Source organism: Photobacterium sp. GJ3, assembly GCF_018199995.1.
In the GTDB taxonomy this organism is placed as follows: domain Bacteria; phylum Pseudomonadota; class Gammaproteobacteria; order Enterobacterales; family Vibrionaceae; genus Photobacterium.
In genome coordinates this window covers 1,833,017-1,850,617 of the sequence record NZ_CP073578.1, presented here as the reverse complement: position 1 = coordinate 1,850,617, position 17,601 = coordinate 1,833,017, and the positions used below count along the sequence as shown (strand labels likewise).

At 43.2% G+C, this 17,601-nt stretch carries 22 protein-coding genes; 19 read left to right on the top strand and 3 right to left on the bottom strand.

Features of this window, described 5'->3' with window-relative positions:
* Window positions 1-223: 223 nt before the first annotated feature.
* The 3 genes from KDD30_RS08270 to KDD30_RS08260 all read left to right on the top strand — a co-directional run bounded on the left by KDD30_RS08270 (window position 224) and on the right by KDD30_RS08260 (window position 2,181).
* A complete protein-coding gene (locus KDD30_RS08270; RefSeq protein ID WP_211645371.1) occupies window positions 224-634 on the top strand; it encodes a hypothetical protein in 411 nt (136 codons plus the stop codon).
* A gap of 465 nt (window positions 635-1,099) precedes the next feature.
* The gene (locus KDD30_RS08265; RefSeq protein WP_211645370.1) at window positions 1,100-1,558 is read left to right on the top strand and encodes a GNAT family N-acetyltransferase; all 459 of its coding nucleotides are present in this window, start codon (window positions 1,100-1,102) and stop codon (window positions 1,556-1,558) included.
* A gap of 209 nt (window positions 1,559-1,767) precedes the next feature.
* Entirely contained in the window at window positions 1,768-2,181 is a 414-nt protein-coding gene (locus KDD30_RS08260; RefSeq protein ID WP_211645369.1) for a hypothetical protein, read from the top strand.
* 48 nt (window positions 2,182-2,229) lie between these two features.
* Here the strand turns inward: KDD30_RS08260 and KDD30_RS08255 are convergent, their stop codons facing one another.
* Entirely contained in the window at window positions 2,230-2,382 is a 153-nt protein-coding gene (locus tag KDD30_RS08255; protein WP_211645368.1) for a transposase, read from the bottom strand.
* A gap of 96 nt (window positions 2,383-2,478) precedes the next feature.
* Between KDD30_RS08255 and KDD30_RS08250 the strand changes: the two genes are divergently transcribed.
* Complete coding sequence (locus tag KDD30_RS08250; protein WP_211645367.1) at window positions 2,479-2,928, top strand: hypothetical protein; 450 nt, start codon at window positions 2,479-2,481, stop codon at window positions 2,926-2,928.
* Window positions 2,929-3,096: 168 nt separating this feature from the next.
* On the opposite strand, the gene KDD30_RS08245 is transcribed toward KDD30_RS08250, so the two are convergent.
* Window positions 3,097-3,333 carry an RNA-binding protein gene (locus KDD30_RS08245; RefSeq protein ID WP_211645366.1) on the bottom strand — a complete coding sequence of 79 codons (237 nt, stop codon included), beginning with the start codon at window positions 3,331-3,333 and terminating at the stop codon, window positions 3,097-3,099.
* A gap of 269 nt (window positions 3,334-3,602) precedes the next feature.
* Here KDD30_RS08245 and KDD30_RS08240 point away from each other — a divergent pair, with 269 nt between their 5' ends.
* The 14 genes from KDD30_RS08240 (at window position 3,603) to KDD30_RS08175 (ending at window position 16,446) form a co-directional block, all read left to right on the top strand.
* The gene (locus KDD30_RS08240; RefSeq protein ID WP_211645365.1) at window positions 3,603-3,875 is read left to right on the top strand and encodes a hypothetical protein; all 273 of its coding nucleotides are present in this window, start codon (window positions 3,603-3,605) and stop codon (window positions 3,873-3,875) included.
* Between the two features lie 111 nt (window positions 3,876-3,986).
* On the top strand, window positions 3,987-4,394 hold the full coding sequence (locus tag KDD30_RS08235) for a PaaI family thioesterase (protein ID WP_249199294.1): 408 nt from the start codon (window positions 3,987-3,989) through the stop codon (window positions 4,392-4,394).
* Window positions 4,395-4,511: 117 nt separating this feature from the next.
* On the top strand, window positions 4,512-4,988 hold the full coding sequence (locus KDD30_RS08230) for a DM13 domain-containing protein (RefSeq protein WP_211645363.1): 477 nt from the start codon (window positions 4,512-4,514) through the stop codon (window positions 4,986-4,988).
* Window positions 4,989-5,063: 75 nt separating this feature from the next.
* Window positions 5,064-5,630 (top strand): hypothetical protein, encoded by a 567-nt coding sequence (locus KDD30_RS08225; protein ID WP_211645362.1) that lies wholly within the window; start codon window positions 5,064-5,066, stop codon window positions 5,628-5,630.
* A 105-nt stretch (window positions 5,631-5,735) separates the two neighbouring features.
* The gene (locus KDD30_RS08220; protein WP_211645361.1) at window positions 5,736-6,155 is read left to right on the top strand and encodes a DUF3010 family protein; all 420 of its coding nucleotides are present in this window, start codon (window positions 5,736-5,738) and stop codon (window positions 6,153-6,155) included.
* 297 nt (window positions 6,156-6,452) lie between these two features.
* Entirely contained in the window at window positions 6,453-7,463 is a 1,011-nt protein-coding gene (locus KDD30_RS08215) for a hypothetical protein (RefSeq protein WP_211645360.1), read from the top strand.
* Between the two features lie 160 nt (window positions 7,464-7,623).
* Window positions 7,624-7,992 carry a DUF805 domain-containing protein gene (locus tag KDD30_RS08210; protein ID WP_211645359.1) on the top strand — a complete coding sequence of 123 codons (369 nt, stop codon included), beginning with the start codon at window positions 7,624-7,626 and terminating at the stop codon, window positions 7,990-7,992.
* Window positions 7,993-8,137: 145 nt separating this feature from the next.
* A complete protein-coding gene (locus tag KDD30_RS08205) occupies window positions 8,138-8,545 on the top strand; it encodes a GFA family protein (RefSeq protein WP_211645358.1) in 408 nt (135 codons plus the stop codon).
* 66 nt (window positions 8,546-8,611) lie between these two features.
* A complete protein-coding gene (locus KDD30_RS08200; protein ID WP_211645357.1) occupies window positions 8,612-9,070 on the top strand; it encodes a GNAT family N-acetyltransferase in 459 nt (152 codons plus the stop codon).
* Between the two features lie 202 nt (window positions 9,071-9,272).
* Entirely contained in the window at window positions 9,273-11,915 is a 2,643-nt protein-coding gene (locus KDD30_RS08195; RefSeq protein WP_211645356.1) for a hypothetical protein, read from the top strand.
* Window positions 11,916-12,231: 316 nt separating this feature from the next.
* Window positions 12,232-12,744 (top strand): hypothetical protein, encoded by a 513-nt coding sequence (locus KDD30_RS08190; RefSeq protein WP_211645354.1) that lies wholly within the window; start codon window positions 12,232-12,234, stop codon window positions 12,742-12,744.
* Between the two features lie 150 nt (window positions 12,745-12,894).
* Window positions 12,895-13,626, top strand: a complete 732-nt coding sequence (locus tag KDD30_RS08185; RefSeq protein WP_211645353.1) for a response regulator transcription factor — start codon at window positions 12,895-12,897, stop codon at window positions 13,624-13,626.
* Window positions 13,626-14,933: an ATP-binding protein gene (locus tag KDD30_RS08180; RefSeq protein WP_211645352.1), complete on the top strand. Its 1,308-nt coding sequence runs from the start codon at window positions 13,626-13,628 to the stop codon at window positions 14,931-14,933. Before KDD30_RS08185 ends, KDD30_RS08180 begins: the two co-directional genes overlap by 1 nt.
* A gap of 67 nt (window positions 14,934-15,000) precedes the next feature.
* Window positions 15,001-16,446 (top strand): S41 family peptidase, encoded by a 1,446-nt coding sequence (locus KDD30_RS08175; RefSeq protein ID WP_211645350.1) that lies wholly within the window; start codon window positions 15,001-15,003, stop codon window positions 16,444-16,446.
* Window positions 16,447-16,592: 146 nt separating this feature from the next.
* Here KDD30_RS08175 and KDD30_RS08170 read toward each other — a convergent pair whose 3' ends face one another.
* Window positions 16,593-16,994 carry a YceK/YidQ family lipoprotein gene (locus tag KDD30_RS08170; protein WP_211645349.1) on the bottom strand — a complete coding sequence of 134 codons (402 nt, stop codon included), beginning with the start codon at window positions 16,992-16,994 and terminating at the stop codon, window positions 16,593-16,595.
* A gap of 127 nt (window positions 16,995-17,121) precedes the next feature.
* Here KDD30_RS08170 and KDD30_RS08165 point away from each other — a divergent pair, with 127 nt between their 5' ends.
* Window positions 17,122-17,547 carry a hypothetical protein gene (locus tag KDD30_RS08165; protein WP_211645347.1) on the top strand — a complete coding sequence of 142 codons (426 nt, stop codon included), beginning with the start codon at window positions 17,122-17,124 and terminating at the stop codon, window positions 17,545-17,547.
* The last annotated feature ends 54 nt before the right edge of the window (window positions 17,548-17,601 follow it).

Genomic DNA, 17,601 nt, shown 5'->3' with positions numbered 1-17,601 from the left:
TTTCGATCGTGTTATTGTTTTGTGGATCAATAGCTTGCCTTGGTGATCTTCACCGTGGATACTGAAACACTATTTGATTTCGATGGAAGGATCACAAATGCAGGTAAGTTCACTAAATTTCTGTATTTCTCTGCAACAAAGAGAAGAGCTTGATTAGGTAAGTTGGTCGTGCCTTCATTTCTAAGCCGCGCGTGCTGCTGGCGTTATGTAATTAGGAGAGAATATGTTTCAGTGGACGAAAAAGAACATTATCAAATCTGTTGCGAGAGAGCTTCCCCTAAGACTTTCAGTTAAGTACGGAAAAAAGGAACACTACGGTCCTGAAGAAATAGACTGGGCTTTAGGGGCTATTGGAAAATCTAAGGATCTTAATTACCAAAATTATGCGCACGGTATGTTTACCAGCCATAGTTTCTTCATGTCTTTGGGCTTGTCGACATCTTTTGGGTCACAATCCGAGTTTCATCGGGAAGTTGGGAATATATTGTTTAAACAAGATTGTCTTCCAGATTTTGATGCCTATTTAGAATACGCTTCAATTCATGGTTCAACATCAAAAAATACCTATCGTGATTCGACAGACGCTTTTGATGGTGTGGATTTAGGTGGTAGTGACTGCACTGATGTCTTTTAATTTTATAACAAGCATTTCAGAGTGATGTCTAACGATCACGATCACGCGCACGGTGCAGGAATAATATTGCCTGCGGCTCAGCGGATTTGATTCGAATCAAGCGCCTTGAAGGACGGGTGACAGCCACACAAATCGTATCGGTATTATTGAGATCGTTTTTGGCCCCCGTTCTGAAAGGCGCAACATATTTGAATGCCATGATCTTTGGTGTATGACTGAGATTAGTCAGCTCTCGAGCCCAGCTCTGGGAAGCCCCGCAAGCTTGCATCGCGATAATGGCTGGTGGGATATTGTTCAGTGGGTCAATAGCTTGTCTTGGTGATCCTCACCGTGGATACTGAAATGATGTTTGGTTCAATCAATGCCATAGACAGATGGTGACATGGTGGCCTCCAGGGATTCGGTAATCAGACTGACCAAGTGTGGCAAGAGGGTATGTCATTCGTTATGTTTAAGGTGAAATTGATGATCGTGCAACTTGATGTAAACGACAAGTCAGTGGTTGAGCTGTCAAAAAGCTGCTTTGATGAACTTCGTCAATTTTACAGGCCAACCGAGGTCGCAGTTAGCAATAAAAACAGCGTTAAAAGTAGTAAGTGGAGCTGTTTCGGTTTCCATGTCAATGGGTGCTTAGTTGGTGTTGTTGAAGCTAAATTGGTTGGCTCAGAACTACAGCTTAGCTCGTTAGCTGTTGCAGCAAGTTTTCGCAAAAAAGGTGTAGCGAGAAGTCTGGTTCAATTTCTCGGGACATACTATAAACTTATTCATTCAGTCTCAGTTTGGTGTGTTGAGGAAACGGGTAACGTCACAATTTTTGAAGCCTTAGGTTTTCATGTGGCTCAACGATTTGAGTCAGACTTATTCATATTAGCTGATGGTTCAAAAGCGACAGAAGTTCAGTTAAAACGAAAAGTAACGGCATAACAAACGACGATGGCGTCAATCGTTAAAATCATGCTGATTTTTCATCCCATAAGACGCCATCCCGCTAATTGCTGGCGGGAGATTGGCTAAATCAATGCCATAGACAGATGGTGACATGGTGACCTTCGGCGATTTTGTAATCAGACTGACCAAGTGTGGCAAAGCCTGATGAGGGGGCATGTCATTCGTTAGGTTTCTAGAAGGTTTAAATGAAAGCTCAAAATGATAAAGCTCTGAGACAGAGATACTCAGTGCGTCTAATGTCCAACCATAAGTGGATGAAGTTCTTTCTTACAATGGTAGAGTATGGAGCAGATTTTTCTGGTATTGAATATCACTTTACGGATACTGAAAGAGTTTTCTTTGGTCATGCTCCTAGTAACCAACAGGTGTGGGATTCGGCAATTGATGATCCCGTTAAAGGCCGTGCTGGACCTGTCGAGTACAAGCACATTGAACGTATATTCATCCCAAGAACTTATTCATATCAGCCTTATGAAAATGCTCCTACTACACACCGAGACCTGAATTTAGAGAGGTTTCTGAAGGAACTCTGTAAAGTTGGTGAATTTCCGATAGTGAGGACTGAGAAGGGTATCGAAGTCTTGGGCTACGAAACATAACAAACGACGATGGCGTCAATCATTAGAATCATGCTGATTTTTCATCTCTTAAGACGCCATCGCGCAACATAGAATGCTCTTTGGTGCATGACTGAGATTAGTCAGCTCTCGAGCCCAGCTATGGGAAGCACCACAAGCTTCCATCCCGATAATGGCTGGCGGGATATTGGCTAAATCAATGCCATAGACAGATGGTGACATGGTGGCCACAGGCGATTTTGTAATCAGACTGACCAAGTGTGGCAAAGCCAAAAGCAGGGGAGCCTATGTCATTCATTCTGTGCTCGAGAGGCTGAAGTGAAAAAGTTTGAGAAGAAACCTTTATATCGAAGGGTGAATACCAGAACTTATGGTGTCCATCATTGTCATGGTGGTGATTATGGACCGTCGAAGAAAAGATACGGCTTTTGGAATGAGGAAAGGGGTTCGCGAGGTTTAGATTACACACCGCTGTTTAAGTTTCTTCTTTCTAAAGTTGGAAATGAATGGGATGTGGTGTTGAGTGAGGCAATTTCGAGGCTCGATAAAAAAGAACCCATATATTGGCTGGTATCATTAGAATTTGAGAGTGCCAAAGACTATGTTCGTCTTGGTGAAAGGAGTTACTATAGCGGTTTGTATGTCGATGAACGGGGTATTCTGAAAATAACAAATCCTGAAGTAACCGAGTCAACATTACGACCATTTTGTAAGTGTTGTACGCATACATTTAACGGGATACGGTTTGAACAAGAATACGTTGAGTAAACACATCACAACGTCTCGCAAGGAACTCTCTGGAAGTGGTTTTACTTTTGGCTTTGAATAACGGTTGCTCGGATTGTTGTGTTTGAGTTGAATGGTTGCATTGCCAAGCGTTGTGCAGTAGTTGGGACAATAAAAAACCAGCATTTTCAGCTGGTTTAAGAATCTGTTTTACTGAGCTGCTTTGACTCGAATCTTGCTTTTGGCAACGCTTGTCAGATGAAGTGCCGCAATCGCAGATTCTGCTTCTGAAACGTCAGGCATTTCGACGAAAGCAAAGCCTTTCGATAAACCAGTTTCTTGATCTAAAACGAGCGTGCATTCAGCGACTGCACCGTGTTCAGAAAACAGTTTGCGGATATCGTGTTCAGTTGTTGTGCGGGCAAGGTTGCGAACTAAGAGTTTCATGGTTGTCCATTGGTATAGAAGTTACGAAGAGTATTGTCTCAATAAAGGCAGTTACCACCAAGCGATAGTTTAACTTTGCCAAAAAATAGTGACACTTTAGGCATGTGAGTGCATACCGGATCACTCAGGTGTCAATCGTTCAAACGATGCTGATTGTTCACCTATAGGACGCCAACGCGCAACATCAAATTCAGGATGATAACCATCTTTCTGCACAGGCGATGATCGCCATTATTTTGGGTTTCTTATCTGCCAGAAGTTGTTGATAGGTGCCTCAACAACATGTTGAAGCGCAGTCTGATCACTTTGTGATTCGTAGTCGTTTTGCACTCCGGCAAGAAGACACCGAAACTTTATCCGGAATGGTGTTTTCATATCCTGAAGAGCATGGTGTTTTGCAATACCGCATTCAAAACTCGATCGTGCCGGTGGATGAATCCAGAATTTCATCGAATCCTTTAAACATTGATGTCGAAGGTAGTTTAACGGCTGAAAGAGTGGAAGTACCCTTGGTCGGATCCTATTTGTGTCCGACTGATTAGCGAGAATTTTTTGGATCGATTCAGTGGTCATTTGGTCAATTTTGATGCGGGGCAGTCCATGCCATTTGTTGGATTTCCGGATGATCAGTAAGGAGCTGAACATTGAGCAATATGTTAGAGAAAGGGAAAGAGATTCTGTCACAGCAGACTTTCAGTTTGCTTCTGGGAACAACATTGGACGCTTATGAGGTAGGAACGGCTGAATTGAGCCTTGAGGTGAGAGATGACCTCAAGCAAAACAATGGGTTTGCCCATGGTGGTGTCGTTAGCTATTTGGCTGATAACTGTATTACTTTTGCCGGAGCATCCGTACTGGGACGATGTGTCACTTCAGAATACAAAGTGAACTATGTCAGGCCCGCAATCGGCGACAGATTGATCGCCAGGTCAACCGTTTTATACGCTGGAAAACGCCAAGCAACATGCGAGTGTAAGGTCTATGCCCAAACCGAAGGGGAAGAAAAACTGGTCGCGGTTTCTCTTGGAACAATTCATAAAATTGATGAACAGAAACCCTGATGACGCATGCCTCTGAGGCGGTGAGCTTTCTGCCAACCCTGGACTATTCTTGTCATGCTGGGTTTTGTGTTTCAGACATCCCGGTTAGACTAAATTTTCACAACAATGAGCTGACTTATGAAACTCAAAACATTCATGACACTCTCGGTAACTCACTTGTCTGTAGGAGTACTTGGTTTTGTGCTTGGGATATATCTGCTGCCTATCCTGATTGCCCCGCCAGCACCCACTGAAGCTGAAGTGATTCAAATCTCATCGCAGGCACAGTATTCAGCCACGTTCAGAAAAGACCTGAAAGACAGCGATGCGTTTCACTGGGGAGAGGGGCAAGTATCCCTGACTGCTGAATTCATCACATTCATGGGGCAGCTTGCGCCTGGCCCGGATTATAAGTTGTATGTGTCTCCGGCGTTCGTCGAAACCGAAGCTGATTTTCAACGGCTGAAAAATGAGATGGCGCTTGTGGGGGATGTGAAGACTTTTGAAAATTTTGTAGTGAAAGTACCAAAAGATATCGACCTATCGGGGTACAATACGGTCATTGTGTGGTGTGAGTCATTTGGCGAATTTATCACGTCGGCTAAATACCAATAATCATAGTGCACATACGCATGAATCATAATCTGTTTGACCCCTTCGAAAGGGGTAAGGAATACAAAGGAGTGTCACTTGCAAGCAGAAAACTTAAATCCAGATGCGCTACCGACTCAATCAGCAGAAAAAACACTGGAACGAGACTCAGAGGTATACTTTTTCTCCACATCTACGTTCAAACTGGTCGTGATGTCGATATGCACAGTGGGGATCTATAATTTTTATTGGTTCTATAAAAATTGGATGCTTATTAGAGCAAGAACAGGACAAAATATGATGCCTTTTTGGCGGGCATTTTTTTCGCCGATTTGGGCATTTAGCTGTTTTGAACATATCAAAAAATCTGCCAATGAAAAAAACATGCCACAGTCATTGCCTGTACTTTTTCTTGGCGGTATGTATTTTGTTTTTCAGTTCTTATCGAGATTGCCTGATCCATATTGGCTTGTTTCCTTATTAAGTTTCCTGTTTATTATTCCAGCGAATCGTCTTGCTTCCAGTGTTAACAAAGAAGCCATCCCTGATTTTATCAATAACGAAAGGTTTTCAGGTTGGAATTGGCTTGCAATTTTTGTTGGTTGTGTGTTTCATTTGATGTTATTACTGGGTATGCTTTTGGAGGCGGGTTTAATTGGTTATTAATGTGAGTCTCGATTGTGAAATATTGTGTTATCGTATATCGTGTTTAATTTTAAAGCGTGAATTGCACAAGAGAAAATAGATATAAAATTAGAAGGATGTTTTGGGATGACTCATATATGCGGGATTGAATTAAAAGGCCATGAAGCGATTGTGACGGTTCTGGAAAAGCAAGCGGATAATTGTTTTATCGTGAAAGCAACTGAGAAGAAGAAAATTACGCTTAATGATAGTGAACGTCGGGAAAGTGTTAAAGATTTTAAAGAAGAAATCAATCAACTGCTTGCCACGAACTCAGTTGAAAAAGTGTACATTAAAAAACGTCCTAAAAAAGGGGACTTTGCCGGAGGCGCGGATACTTTTAAAATGGAAGCGATGATACAAGACTCAGATGCCAACGATGTCATCTTGGTTTCTCCTCAGGCAATTGCTTCTTATCAAAAGAAAAACAATGCCGTCGCACCGAGTGAATTAAATAAATATCAGCACAATGCATTTTTCACAGCGATGGCAGGTTTTGATAAATAGATTTAGAAGCAGTGATTTCATTCAAACAATGCGTAATCTTTTCAAGAATGAGTGAAATTTGCCATGCCGATAGTTTCAGGGGCGTGAGATGCACCGAGACAACTGGGTCGTGCTCTGTTGATAAGCATCACCTTAGTCAGCATGCTTTGTTCGTTCGTGTCGCAATCAATTTAGGTTTTCTATGCCATTCAGCGCGGTAGCTTTGTTCCAAGCAATAATTTCAGAGATGAAGTCTTGAGGGAAAAGTCGTAACTGTTCATCAAGATGAAGAGCCCATTCTTTAAGAGGTAAATGCGAGTGAAAAAATCACAAGTGAGCGAAGATGAAATTATTTCAGCGGTGAGGGACTTTGCTTATTCAATTCACTCGGGTCGTAAAGTCAATGCTGCTATGAGTACATTAACTCATATGACATCTCAGCTGACTTTCACTAGTTTTGACTATTGGGAGGGTATGATTCGCTTTGAATATGCTTCTGCGATCAGAGAATGTGCAATACCCCAATGGAAATTTTGGTCAAAACCTCAGAACATTCTCACTTGGCTGGACGTGATCAGTTGGGATGGGCACAAACGTGAAAAAGCACTACGTGCTCTGTCTGGACCTGTACCAAACGCCTTCTTTTTCTCCCTTGTTCTGCGTCGGTTGAATGATTGGGTCCCGCAAGTACGAGAGGCTGCAAAAGAAAAATTGCCAGAGATAGCTAAAGCATCCGATCCAAAGTTTGTTGTTGATACACTTTGTGCCGTTCTTCCCAATTGGAGTTCGTGGGGGAGGATTGAACCCTCAGGGCAAGCTGTTCTTCTAGAAATAATGTGTGAAAAAGAAACGGCAGAGTCGCTGAGAGCTAAGTTAATTTCATCACCTGCTGGGCCCATGCCATCTCTTTTTTCTCAGCTTGGGCGCACACCGATACTTGACGGCAGAATTGGTGAAATTGCGACTTGTGCTGTCCAGCCTTCACTTCGGGCGAAAGCCTATCGTAGTTTGTTTGATTGTCGAATTGTATGGATGGCAGGTCGGAAATGGGTTTGGACCGATAAACGATATCATCAAGGTAGTTTAAAACCCATTCTCGCAGAGAGAAAAATTGATGCTGAGATGCCATTTCTAACCTTGCTAAAATTGTCGTCGGCTGATCCATCGTCGATTGTTCGGCGCGTTTCGGCAGAGATGTTGATCAGAGAGTTGGATAGCTTGGGATCTGTTGCGAAAGATTTTGCAGATGTTTTTGCTTCGGATAAATCTATTGCTGTCTCAGAACGAGGGGAGTTCGCGCTCAAAAAATTGAAAGAGGCAGCGTATTAATTGCTGCGTGTTCAATTCGAATTAATGAATCCCTGAAAGCGTCGCCCCTAATTGGGTGCGACATTTTCGGGGTTCATGGTCAGCAAAGCTTCACCTGCAATGCCGGTTTGTCGTATGGCTTCAGTCTTCGCGACAAATAAATCATCAAGGGTTGGCAGGTATGGGAAGTTACATCGCCACGGTTAAGAATTTTGCAAATTCTGATGGCCGTGTACGACGCAAAGATTTTTGGCTGTTTTGGCTAGTGCATTATGGAATCTGTTATCTGACACTTTTTCTCGGAGAATTGATTCAAGATGATCATGCACTCATTGCCGTGTATCTTTCCTTGAGTTTTATTCCTGCTTTAACATCGATTGTCCGGCGTCTGCATGATACCAATCGGAGTGGCTGGTCAATGCTCGTGGTACTGATTCCTTTTGTCGGTGTGTTGATTGGATTGATGTTGCTGGTGGAGCAGGGCTCGCCGGGTGACAATGACTACGGTCCGGATCCAAAGGGCGTTATTGATCTCACGCATCCGGTCTGAACGGCGGATTTGCATCTTTCGTGTGTATCAGGCGGCTTGTGATTTGAATCCGCCCGGTTGCAACGAAGGACAAAGGCAGTCACACTCAGTGTCACAGCGTGTTCTCACCGGTTGAGAAAGGATGAGAGAGAACGAGGAGCTCAGGATGAGTCAGATATTTCACGGGTCATGTTTGTGCGGAAGCATTCGGTTTTCTGTGCGTGGTTTTCAACAGCAAGCCGCCAATTGCCATTGCACGATGTGCCGTAAATTTCATGGTGCAGCCTTTGGAACCCTGGTCGGTGTCCAAGGGCTCAACTGGATATCAGGCCAAGCGTTACTGAAAGATTATGTGGCTGCCAATGGTACGATTCGCTCCTTTTGTCCGAACTGCGGCGCCAGTCTTGGTTTTCGTGGGAAAGAGGCGCCACTCGAAGCCATTGAACTTGCGATTGCCACATTTGACGAAGACATTCCGGTCACCATTGATGCACAGATTTATACTGCGTACAAAGCGAACTGGTGTGAATTAAATCGGGATCTTCCCGCATTTGCTGAAGGCCGTGAAACATAAATTCTCTTTTCCCTCTTCAGATTGAAACGACAAAGTGATTCGCGGAATCAGCAAAGGCAGCCTTGAATGTATCTGAGAAAAGCCAGAGAACAGGAGCTCGAACAAATTTACCGGATGGGATTTGATGCCTGGGGGAATGGACTTTCGATGGATGCGTATCTTGAAGGCTGCCGGAAAAGCGCCAAGTATCAATCGGGCGCTTGGTTTGTGCTGACCGTTGACGGCCAGCCGGTGGCTTCTTTGATTGTCTATTCGGGTCAGTTTGGTCTTCAGGAAGGGTGTTTCGGGATTGGCTCTGTCGCAACAGCGCCGGAAATGCGCTATCAGGGCTTTGGATCTCAGATTGTGCGCAGGGCGACTCAGATTCTGTTCGAACAACATGGCGCGAAAGCAGTTTATTTACACAGTGACATTGGCCATGGGTTTTATCAAAAACTTGGTTTTTCGCGATTACAGGGAACAAACTGTTTTTGCCATTCATATCATCCGCGTTTTCTTCAATCTTCAGTCCCTTCGTATTTTTAATGATTTCATTATCGAAATGATCGCATCGCTTGTGATGGTTTTCCCAAAAAGGAATATTCCTTTTCTTTCAGATTCGGCTGATGCCGCCTAAATCATTCAATTCATTATTTTTATTTGTTGATGAACATCGACTGCTTTGAGTAACCAGAGCAGGCCGTTTATAGGGGTGCAAACCTGTTAAAAAAACGTTTACGGGACAGTCATGGAACAGCCGTTTATCCAGGTCAATTTAAAAGATAAAGAATCATTAAAAGAAGCCATTGTGGCGTTTCAATCTCAATTACAGCGCGCCTATCAAGCCGGTGAATTGATTGATAACGTCGGTGGTTTTATTGCTCACGATCAAAAACAGTTTCAGCCCTGCGACCTGTTCAACCCGGATCAGTTTAAAGCGATCTTCATGATGAGCAGTGACGATCCGCTTGAGTCCGAACCCATGGAATCCCTGACGGATGAAGCACTCCTCAGGCTCAGCAAAAATGATGCGTACCTGCGCTTTTCCCACATGGTGGTGTTTCAGCACGCCTTAGAACATGAAGATTTGAAACCCCTGATCGTCGCCTTCTGCGAAGCGCTGGTGGATTTCAGTCTGCGGGTCAATTCTTCCAACGAACTGTTTTTTTCATCCGATATGATGTTTGGGATTTACCTACTGGTGCTATTGGCAGAGAAGTATCCGGAATATGCATATCTGGTTGGCGAGTACTACCCGGAAGACAGTGACTTTAACCAGATCATGTATCACGGCGCTAATTATATGGCGTATCTCTTCTATCAGCATGGCTATAGTCCTCTGGTGCTGGATGCGTACGCCAGTTGCCACTTTCAAGAGGTGTTTGGCTGTATCCTGTCGCATTACATGGCGTCGGAAAATTTCGTCCCCGATCTGCTGAAATGTTTCTTAGCTGATGAAAGCCGTTATCAATATTACAAAGAAGCGCGGATTCAGGCATTCAAACGCCGGCCCAGAGATGTTGCCAGTGTTGATCCCTTTGAATTGATGGAATACGGCTTTAGCCAAGTCAGCGATGCTTATCATGACGACGACACGTTTGCGGATGCGCTGATCTCGCGGGAAGCAGCCGCGGGCGAGTTTGATGATCTGAATTTCCATGGCCGGACCATTGCAGAGGAGCGAGAGGTATTTCGTCAGGCGTTGTATGACGCGGTGAAAGATGTGCCCCTGAAAGATCTCTGGTATTACGATCAACCTGTTTATGACGAAACGACCACGCTGGCTGATATTCAGGATGACCCCTTCTATCAGGAATATGACGAGTATAACGAGTACGAAACCAACAAAAGCTTTTTCCTGAAGTGTTTCGCCAACGGTGAGCAGATTCTGGCTTATATCGAAAAGAACCAGCATCCCGAAGTTCTGGACCAGTTGCAGCCCGTCCACTTCAGACAGCTGGCGTTTGAGCACAAACACTATATTTACAAGCGTTTTGAATATTTCGGATCCGGCGGCTGGCGGTTGTCTTCAAATCTGGCTCAGGATATTACGCTGAAAGACATCATTGAACGTTTTCTGGTGACCTATCAAAATCCGGACAGCTTTTTTATTGAAGATGAAGGGGAAGCCGCTCAGAACGACAAGTGCCTGCGAACGCTGGATGTCCTGGTGCGTTTATTGGGGAAAAAAGAGCTGAGTGGCGAAGAACTCAAAATTATCGCGAATGATTTCGAGCTGTGCACTAAACAGGAAGCCGCTGCCCGTTTTACGATCAAAGCGCTGAGTGCCGAAGAGATTCGGCAAAGGCTTTACGTCTTAATCAACAAACCCTTGCGCAGTCATATGGGTCTGACACGCCTTGAGGAGATTCACGGGCTTTATCAGCGGGATAAATCAGGCTTCGGCGAGATGCTGGACGATATTATTTTGCGCGCGTATCAAGATACCCCGGAGGATTTGTTAGCGGTTGTTCCTGCGCTGAATCAGACCGAATATGCGAAGGGCGCTCAGTTATTGTCGGTCGCTTATATTTTGGCTCAGGAAGCCAGTGGTTTCATTGCTGAGCCGGAACTGGAACCGTTATGGGCGTTTTATCATCAGCATCTCTTCCCGAGTTTTTATCGTGAACTGGAAAAGCTGAAAGCTTTGAATCATTCGTTTGAAGAAGATGAACGTGAGAAAGCCGCGCGCCTGATCACTGGCATCCAAGCTTATGTCGATGCACAGGCGAAAGCCGCTGGGGGGGTGTTTGCTCGCTTTTTGCAGGTCTCAGAACAGGATGAAGCAGCACAGTCTGACGCCCCGATTTCCAGAGAGCAGGCGCTTGCCTTTGCCCGTGAGTTACTGGTCTTCAATCAAGCGGAAGAGGATGAAAAGGAAAGCACGTCACTCTTCGTGTCTGATGAAATCGGCATGATTCTGGCGTCGATGTTGTATGTTGCCCAAGTGGCAAACAAACCACAGAAGCAGCAATACCTGTGTTTGTATGAACTGATTCTGCAGTTATTCCCGTCGACAACCTTATTGCTCAGCTTTATTGAATACTCTGAAGGTGGCAGGTATTGTTCTGACGCGACCGCAGATGAAGTGGAAGCGTTTTGCGATGTTCTGACGGATCTTAAAATAGACGAGAAGTATGCGTTTCTGTCCCGGATTCTGGTGGTGCATCAGGTCAACGAGTATCAGAATGATCTGGAGGACTTCAGTGATGACAAAGGTCTGAAGCGCCTGTACGAAACCGTGCTCAATATTTATCGCCATAAAGATGAGATAGACCCTGATGAGCCGCCAATGCTGGCTGCGCGGGAGAGGAAGATTGCAGCAGCAATCACCGCCGCGGTTGATTTGCTGAATGCAGCGGATCGGGAAAAGTTTTTGAACTTTGTTTAAAGCAGCAGGTTTCTAGTTCTCTGCATGTTGTGTCTGAACCCCGCATTGATGCGGGGTTTTTATATGCCAGCGAAGACGCTGAATGATGACCCGATTGAATGTTGTTGTGTTGTCGGTGAACAGGCGTGAGTACCCTCCATCCCTGATTCATGAAGGTTGAGATGAACATTCAGGGGATATGGCATTTTCGTGTGATGAAGATGCGTGATCGGCCTAGCATGATAAACTGATGCACTTTGGGTGAAAGCAGTGATTCTTGGGTGACTGCGTTAGGATGGGTCCGGTGTGGCGGGCGCTGTATATCAATAGGAAAATAATGGAAATATTCGTGCTGTTTCTGGTGCCAATCATGATTCTCATTGGGCTTTTGTCTTTACCTGGTATTGCATATTTCTTTACAAAAAGAGAAAAGCGATTTGTGAGGTTTGATCGTTTATACAAAATTCATCAATTTAGAAAGGAAAGACTTTCAATTCAGGAGCGATTATTTCCTTTCTTAATTTTTATGGCATATTTTTCAATGCCAATGTTATTAATGCATCTGAAATGGTATCTGGAGAGCGGTGAGGGATACTTCATACTTCGGGGTGGTTTGATTTTATTCATATTCTTGGGGCCTGTCGTAAGCCAGTTTTGGCAATTGTATCAATCTTTCAGAAAATATAGACTGTTCACAACTGTATTATGGGCGGTGAATGTTCTGCTATCGGTAGTCATGATTGAACAAGGTAGTTTTTTGATTTTTCTTCTCAGTATACCCTTGTCACTTTGCTGGAAGAATAAGACTGAGCGGGTTTTCATTTTGTCGAAAAAATATAACAACACCTGATGGGTTTATTTTTGGGTGAAGCTGTGGATATTTTTTAGAATTATTGGGTTTTAAAACAGGTTAAAATGTTGATGAGTTTTCTTCGGCGGTTTATTGCCAAGGTGAACATGATTGTTGAATCAAATAGATAATGTTCGAAGGAGAGTGAAATTGAAGTCTTCAGAGTTTCATGAGAAATCAAAAAATGATGAAAAACATTTAGTCATCATTGAGGATGATATTGAATTGGCTAATTTACTCAGTGTTTTCTTCGAAAAAAATGGTTTCAATGTTTGTTTGAAACATTCAGGAAAATCAGGGCTTGATTATTCGCTGAAGCATCAACCAGATTTTGTTTTACTGGATTTGATGTTGCCCGAAGTTGATGGGATTAGTATCTGTCGTGCGCTTCAAAACCGATATCAGGGAAAAATCATTGTGCTCACTGCAAGTGAAGATGATATTGATCAAATTATGCTGTTAGAAATGGGGGCTGATGACTATATTCAAAAACCTGTCAATCCTCGTATTATTCTTGCAAGGTTACGTAATTTAATCCGATTGTCTGCCAATCACCGTAGTAGCCAGAATACTGAACAGTTGAAGGTGGGACAGTTCCAATTGAATATTCCTCGCCGCTCGGTTTATAAAGGTGAGGAAAGTTTGGATTTGACAGACAGCGAATTTCAACTGTTCAGTTTGCTTGCAAGAAATGCTGATAATATTGTGACGCGTGATGATATCTCAAGACAACTATTTGGCCGAGATTTTGATGGACTGGATCGTTCAATCGATAATAAAGTGATGAACCTAAGAAAAAAGATTGGAGATGAGTTACCCTACAAATTTATTATTACAGTCAGGGGAAAGGGATACTTACTTGTTAATGATGAGCAGGAATAATGTTGTTAATACGATTTACATTAAAAGCAATTCTGTTTATGTTTGTTTTCTCACAAATATACCCTTGGCTGGCATCCGTTGCAACACAATATTTTTCCAGCAGTTTAAAAAAAGATGTTGAGTTAGATTATCTTGCTTATGTTTATGCTCTGGAAGCGGCAAGACCTTCATTGTCTGAAAATCAGTGGTATGAACTTCTGGATGAAATCTCTTCCAAAACCAACTTAAAAATTCAATCGTTACCATCTGATGAAGATATTACGACAGAACCGAGGATTAAAGTAGAACATATTCATGACGAGCATTTACAAACGATTACAGCAAAAATATTGGATAAAGAACTCATTCAACTATCAGCACTTGATGTAGATGAAAATGCTGAATTCATTTTAACTCTGATTCAATTCATTTTGCCATTGGGCCTGATTGTTTTAAGCTTTTTTTTCTATACTTTATGGCTTCAATACCGATTGCGGAAACTAGAAAATGCAAGTCAGTTAATTGCAAACGGAGACTTATCTATCCGGGTAGATACAGGTTTTAAAGCCGTGGGGCGCGTGAATCAAACCTTTAATCATATGGCAGATAAACTTCAACTCATGTTTCACCGGCAAAGAAGTCTGTTACGTGCTATATCTCATGAGTTGAAGACACCTTTGTTTCGGCTTCAATTGAAGTTGGACTTAATTGACCTGGATGAGCTCCCTGCCAATACGCAACAGCGGGTAAAATCGTTATTGAAAGATTGTGATGAAATGGAATCATTGATCTTTGAAATTCTTGAATTCAGTAAGCACGAATCACTATCCTCGCCGCCAGAGTTGTTCACTGTCAATTTGAGTGAACTGATTGGAAATCAAGTTCAAACGTTGAGGCAGCATTGTGATAAACCAATATCACTCTATTGTGAACCTTTCATTTATATTTCTGCATCAGAAATCGGCATTCAGCGTGTCATTAATAATTTAGTGTTCAATGCGGACCAGTATGCAGCACAACATATTTCTGTGTCATTAAATCAGTGTGAGCGAGTGATTTATTTAATCGTTGAAGATGATGGGATTGGGATACCAGAAGAAAAAAGAGCGTTAATATTCCAGCCATTCTACCGTTTGGATGAAAGCCGTTCTAAGGAGACTGGCGGTGTTGGATTAGGGCTTGCGATCGTACAAGAAATACTTCATCAGCATCAGGCATCAATCACGGTGGAAAGAAGTCAGTGGGGTGGGGCGCGATTTGTAATCCAATTCACAGATCACAGGGCGTTGTCTGCGACAAACAATAGACAAAAACAGACAAAACAGTGACGAAAATTAACGCGTTGAAAGATTAGAATTTTTCCTGACATTTTCACAACAGAATGAAGGGAGAAAGATGATGAATTTCAACGCTTACTTTTCGATACCGTTACTTTGCGCTGCATTGATGGGATGCAATTCTGACCATCCACCAGCTTCAGATGAGCAAATGAAAGGCCTGTGGTATTCGCCGCTGTATGGTGAAATCAAGCAAATCTCGGTGAATGATGTTCAAACCTGGCAAGTGACGTCAGATATCTGCTTTCAGAGCATTACCCAGGACCCGTTTGATTTAATGAGAAAGAATAGCGTTCGTCTCGGTGACACGCTGATTTATCACCGTCCCTATGATACAGCCCCTGTGTCCTACACTCGCATTCAAAATTTAGACGAAATTTGTACTGGTGGGCTGATTCGGACCATTGATGATCCAGATTACCAGTTTAATGCCCAAGAAGTGTTTCGTCTATTTTGGTTGGATATGAAAGAACATTATGCTTTCTTGAAAGAACGAAAAATGGACTGGGAAGAGATTGATGAGAATTATTATGATGACTTATCTAATCAGAATGAGGCTGGACTGCTCGCAGTATTCTCTGAAATATTAAAGCAATTAAATGACGGGCATACGCGTTTATATTTTGACCTTGAACAGGAACCGATTAGTTATGAAGCAAAACCACACTTGAGTGTGCTGTTGATGCAGGAAGCTATTGAGGATGGTTTAATTGGTGAGCAGATTGACGGATATATTCAAAATCAACGTCAAAAGATCATTGAAAACATAAGCCTGTATATGAATGCACAGACTCGTACTGGGTATATTCAGCGTGCTCAAAATCAGAATCTGGGCGTGAACTGGGGGATTGTTGAATACGACAGAAATTCAACTGGATATTTATCGATAGATCATTTTGTGAATTATATCGACTCCTTTGGTATAGAAAAGGAAGATATATCCTATGCAAATAAAAAATTCAATGTTTTATTGGATGAAATTTTCGAAAATTTAAATGAAACAGAACAGTTAATTATTGATGTTCGTGATAATGAAGGTGGTTATGATTTGCAGGCACTTGAGCTGATCAAACGTTTTTTGAAAGATGAGCAACTTGTGTGGGATATCAGTACGGCTTTTGAAGGGAAATTATGGCCCAGCAATTTAGTTTATGCGAAACCGGAGCGTGATCGCCGTTATCAGGGCGATGTTATTTTACTCACTTCAAATGGGACATTCAGTGCAGGGGAAACATTTGCATTAGCTATGGCTGCGCTTCCTCAAGTGCGGATCCTCGGTGAGGCAACTGGTGGTGCGACTTCCGATACGTTTCTACGCATGCTTCCGAATGGTTGGATGTATGAAATGAGCAATGAATATTATCAAAACAGCGATAGTGTGAACGCTGAAGTCACAGGTGTTCTGCCAGATATTGATGTTCATCCTTATGAGAGAAGTTCGAGAGAAGCTGGTCTGGATTCGGCCTTGGAAAAAGCTTTCGAAGTGATACAGAACAATCGATAAGACCAGCGTGTCGTTTTAGAGGCAAAAGGACATCATTTAATGTCCTTTTTGCTTTGTGATGTGTCGACAATGAGGCTGAGCGCGACAGGGGCTTTTTAGCGTTCAGGTTCGTGTTGTGGTCGCATTTGAAATCCGCCGTCTGGATATCAGTGGTGGTTCAGGCTGAAATGGCACAAAGTCGATTTATACCGATTATCATTTTCAATCAATGCATCAACCGGATAAAGAACAGTATCCATGGCGGCAGATGTCAGTATATCCGCGAGGGACACTGGAATCATGAATATGATTAAGGGTGGGGCATTGACAAATAACGCAAAGTTGCAGTTTGCCGCGTTTTCCAGCGCATAGTCAAAGCCTGCATACGGACGACCGTTTTGATGATTTTCACCGACCCGGGCGATGAGACTGGAACAGCCAGAAAGCAAAATGGCGAGGAGAAGGACAGAAAGTTTTTTCATTGTGTCGTGTTTGTATGATGTGTGAATAAGAAAGGCGACACATAGACACGAGAGTTTAGTGAAATGTAAATCATATTCTTCAGACACATCTGTGTATCAAGGGGGGAAACGGCAGGTAAACCCGGATAACACTCCGTTACGGTATTTTTGTTCTACGGCGCAACGCCTTGCATTAGTATGCCGTCCACCGTAACTGATTGCTTTAAGGGCCAAAATGAAAAAGTCTCTGATGATATTGACGCTGATGTCTGTTTTAGTTGGATGTGAAGAGGCCACGAACGCCATGAACCAAGCACAGGATGCTGCGAATCAAGCGGTGAGTCATGTGCAAAAGACCGTTGAATCGGTCGATTTGAGCCAGTTGCGCTTTGACCAGTTGGGGGATGCCGCGCAGTCGGCGAAAGATTTTGCGGGTTCTGTTGAGAAGATGGCAAAAACGGATCTGACCGATCCAACGGCCGTGGTTGATGCCACAGAGCACATTGCCAATGCGTATCGCTGTTTTATGGACGCTGCATCAGAAGCAACGGCGGAAGGCCTGCTGGATAAGGTGTTATCTTCTGTGAAAGACAAAGATGTCGCGGCGCTGATTGAACAGAGTGCAGAAAAAGCAAAGCATTTGAAAACCTGTGCCAGTTAATTCCTGAGCGTCGTGCCATGACTGTTTACGAGGAAACAGTCATGCTGACTTGAG

What these genes read in the sequence shown, in the direction of transcription:
- KDD30_RS08270 (WP_211645371.1), top strand. Translation starts at nt 224, where the DNA reads ATGTTTCAGTGGACGAAAAAGAACATTATCAAATCTGTTGCGAGAGAG.
- KDD30_RS08265 (WP_211645370.1), top strand. Translation starts at nt 1,100, where the DNA reads ATGATCGTGCAACTTGATGTAAACGACAAGTCAGTGGTTGAGCTGTCA.
- KDD30_RS08260 (WP_211645369.1), top strand. Translation starts at nt 1,768, where the DNA reads ATGAAAGCTCAAAATGATAAAGCTCTGAGACAGAGATACTCAGTGCGT.
- KDD30_RS08255 (WP_211645368.1), bottom strand. Translation starts at nt 2,382, where the DNA reads ATGTCACCATCTGTCTATGGCATTGATTTAGCCAATATCCCGCCAGCC.
- KDD30_RS08245 (WP_211645366.1), bottom strand. Translation starts at nt 3,333, where the DNA reads ATGAAACTCTTAGTTCGCAACCTTGCCCGCACAACAACTGAACACGAT.
- KDD30_RS08235 (WP_249199294.1), top strand. Translation starts at nt 3,987, where the DNA reads ATGTTAGAGAAAGGGAAAGAGATTCTGTCACAGCAGACTTTCAGTTTG.
- KDD30_RS08230 (WP_211645363.1), top strand. Translation starts at nt 4,512, where the DNA reads ATGAAACTCAAAACATTCATGACACTCTCGGTAACTCACTTGTCTGTA.
- KDD30_RS08220 (WP_211645361.1), top strand. Translation starts at nt 5,736, where the DNA reads ATGACTCATATATGCGGGATTGAATTAAAAGGCCATGAAGCGATTGTG.
- KDD30_RS08210 (WP_211645359.1), top strand. Translation starts at nt 7,624, where the DNA reads ATGGGAAGTTACATCGCCACGGTTAAGAATTTTGCAAATTCTGATGGC.
- KDD30_RS08205 (WP_211645358.1), top strand. Translation starts at nt 8,138, where the DNA reads ATGAGTCAGATATTTCACGGGTCATGTTTGTGCGGAAGCATTCGGTTT.
- KDD30_RS08200 (WP_211645357.1), top strand. Translation starts at nt 8,612, where the DNA reads ATGTATCTGAGAAAAGCCAGAGAACAGGAGCTCGAACAAATTTACCGG.
- KDD30_RS08195 (WP_211645356.1), top strand. Translation starts at nt 9,273, where the DNA reads ATGGAACAGCCGTTTATCCAGGTCAATTTAAAAGATAAAGAATCATTA.
- KDD30_RS08190 (WP_211645354.1), top strand. Translation starts at nt 12,232, where the DNA reads ATGGAAATATTCGTGCTGTTTCTGGTGCCAATCATGATTCTCATTGGG.
- KDD30_RS08180 (WP_211645352.1), top strand. Translation starts at nt 13,626, where the DNA reads ATGTTGTTAATACGATTTACATTAAAAGCAATTCTGTTTATGTTTGTT.
- KDD30_RS08175 (WP_211645350.1), top strand. Translation starts at nt 15,001, where the DNA reads ATGATGAATTTCAACGCTTACTTTTCGATACCGTTACTTTGCGCTGCA.
- KDD30_RS08165 (WP_211645347.1), top strand. Translation starts at nt 17,122, where the DNA reads ATGAAAAAGTCTCTGATGATATTGACGCTGATGTCTGTTTTAGTTGGA.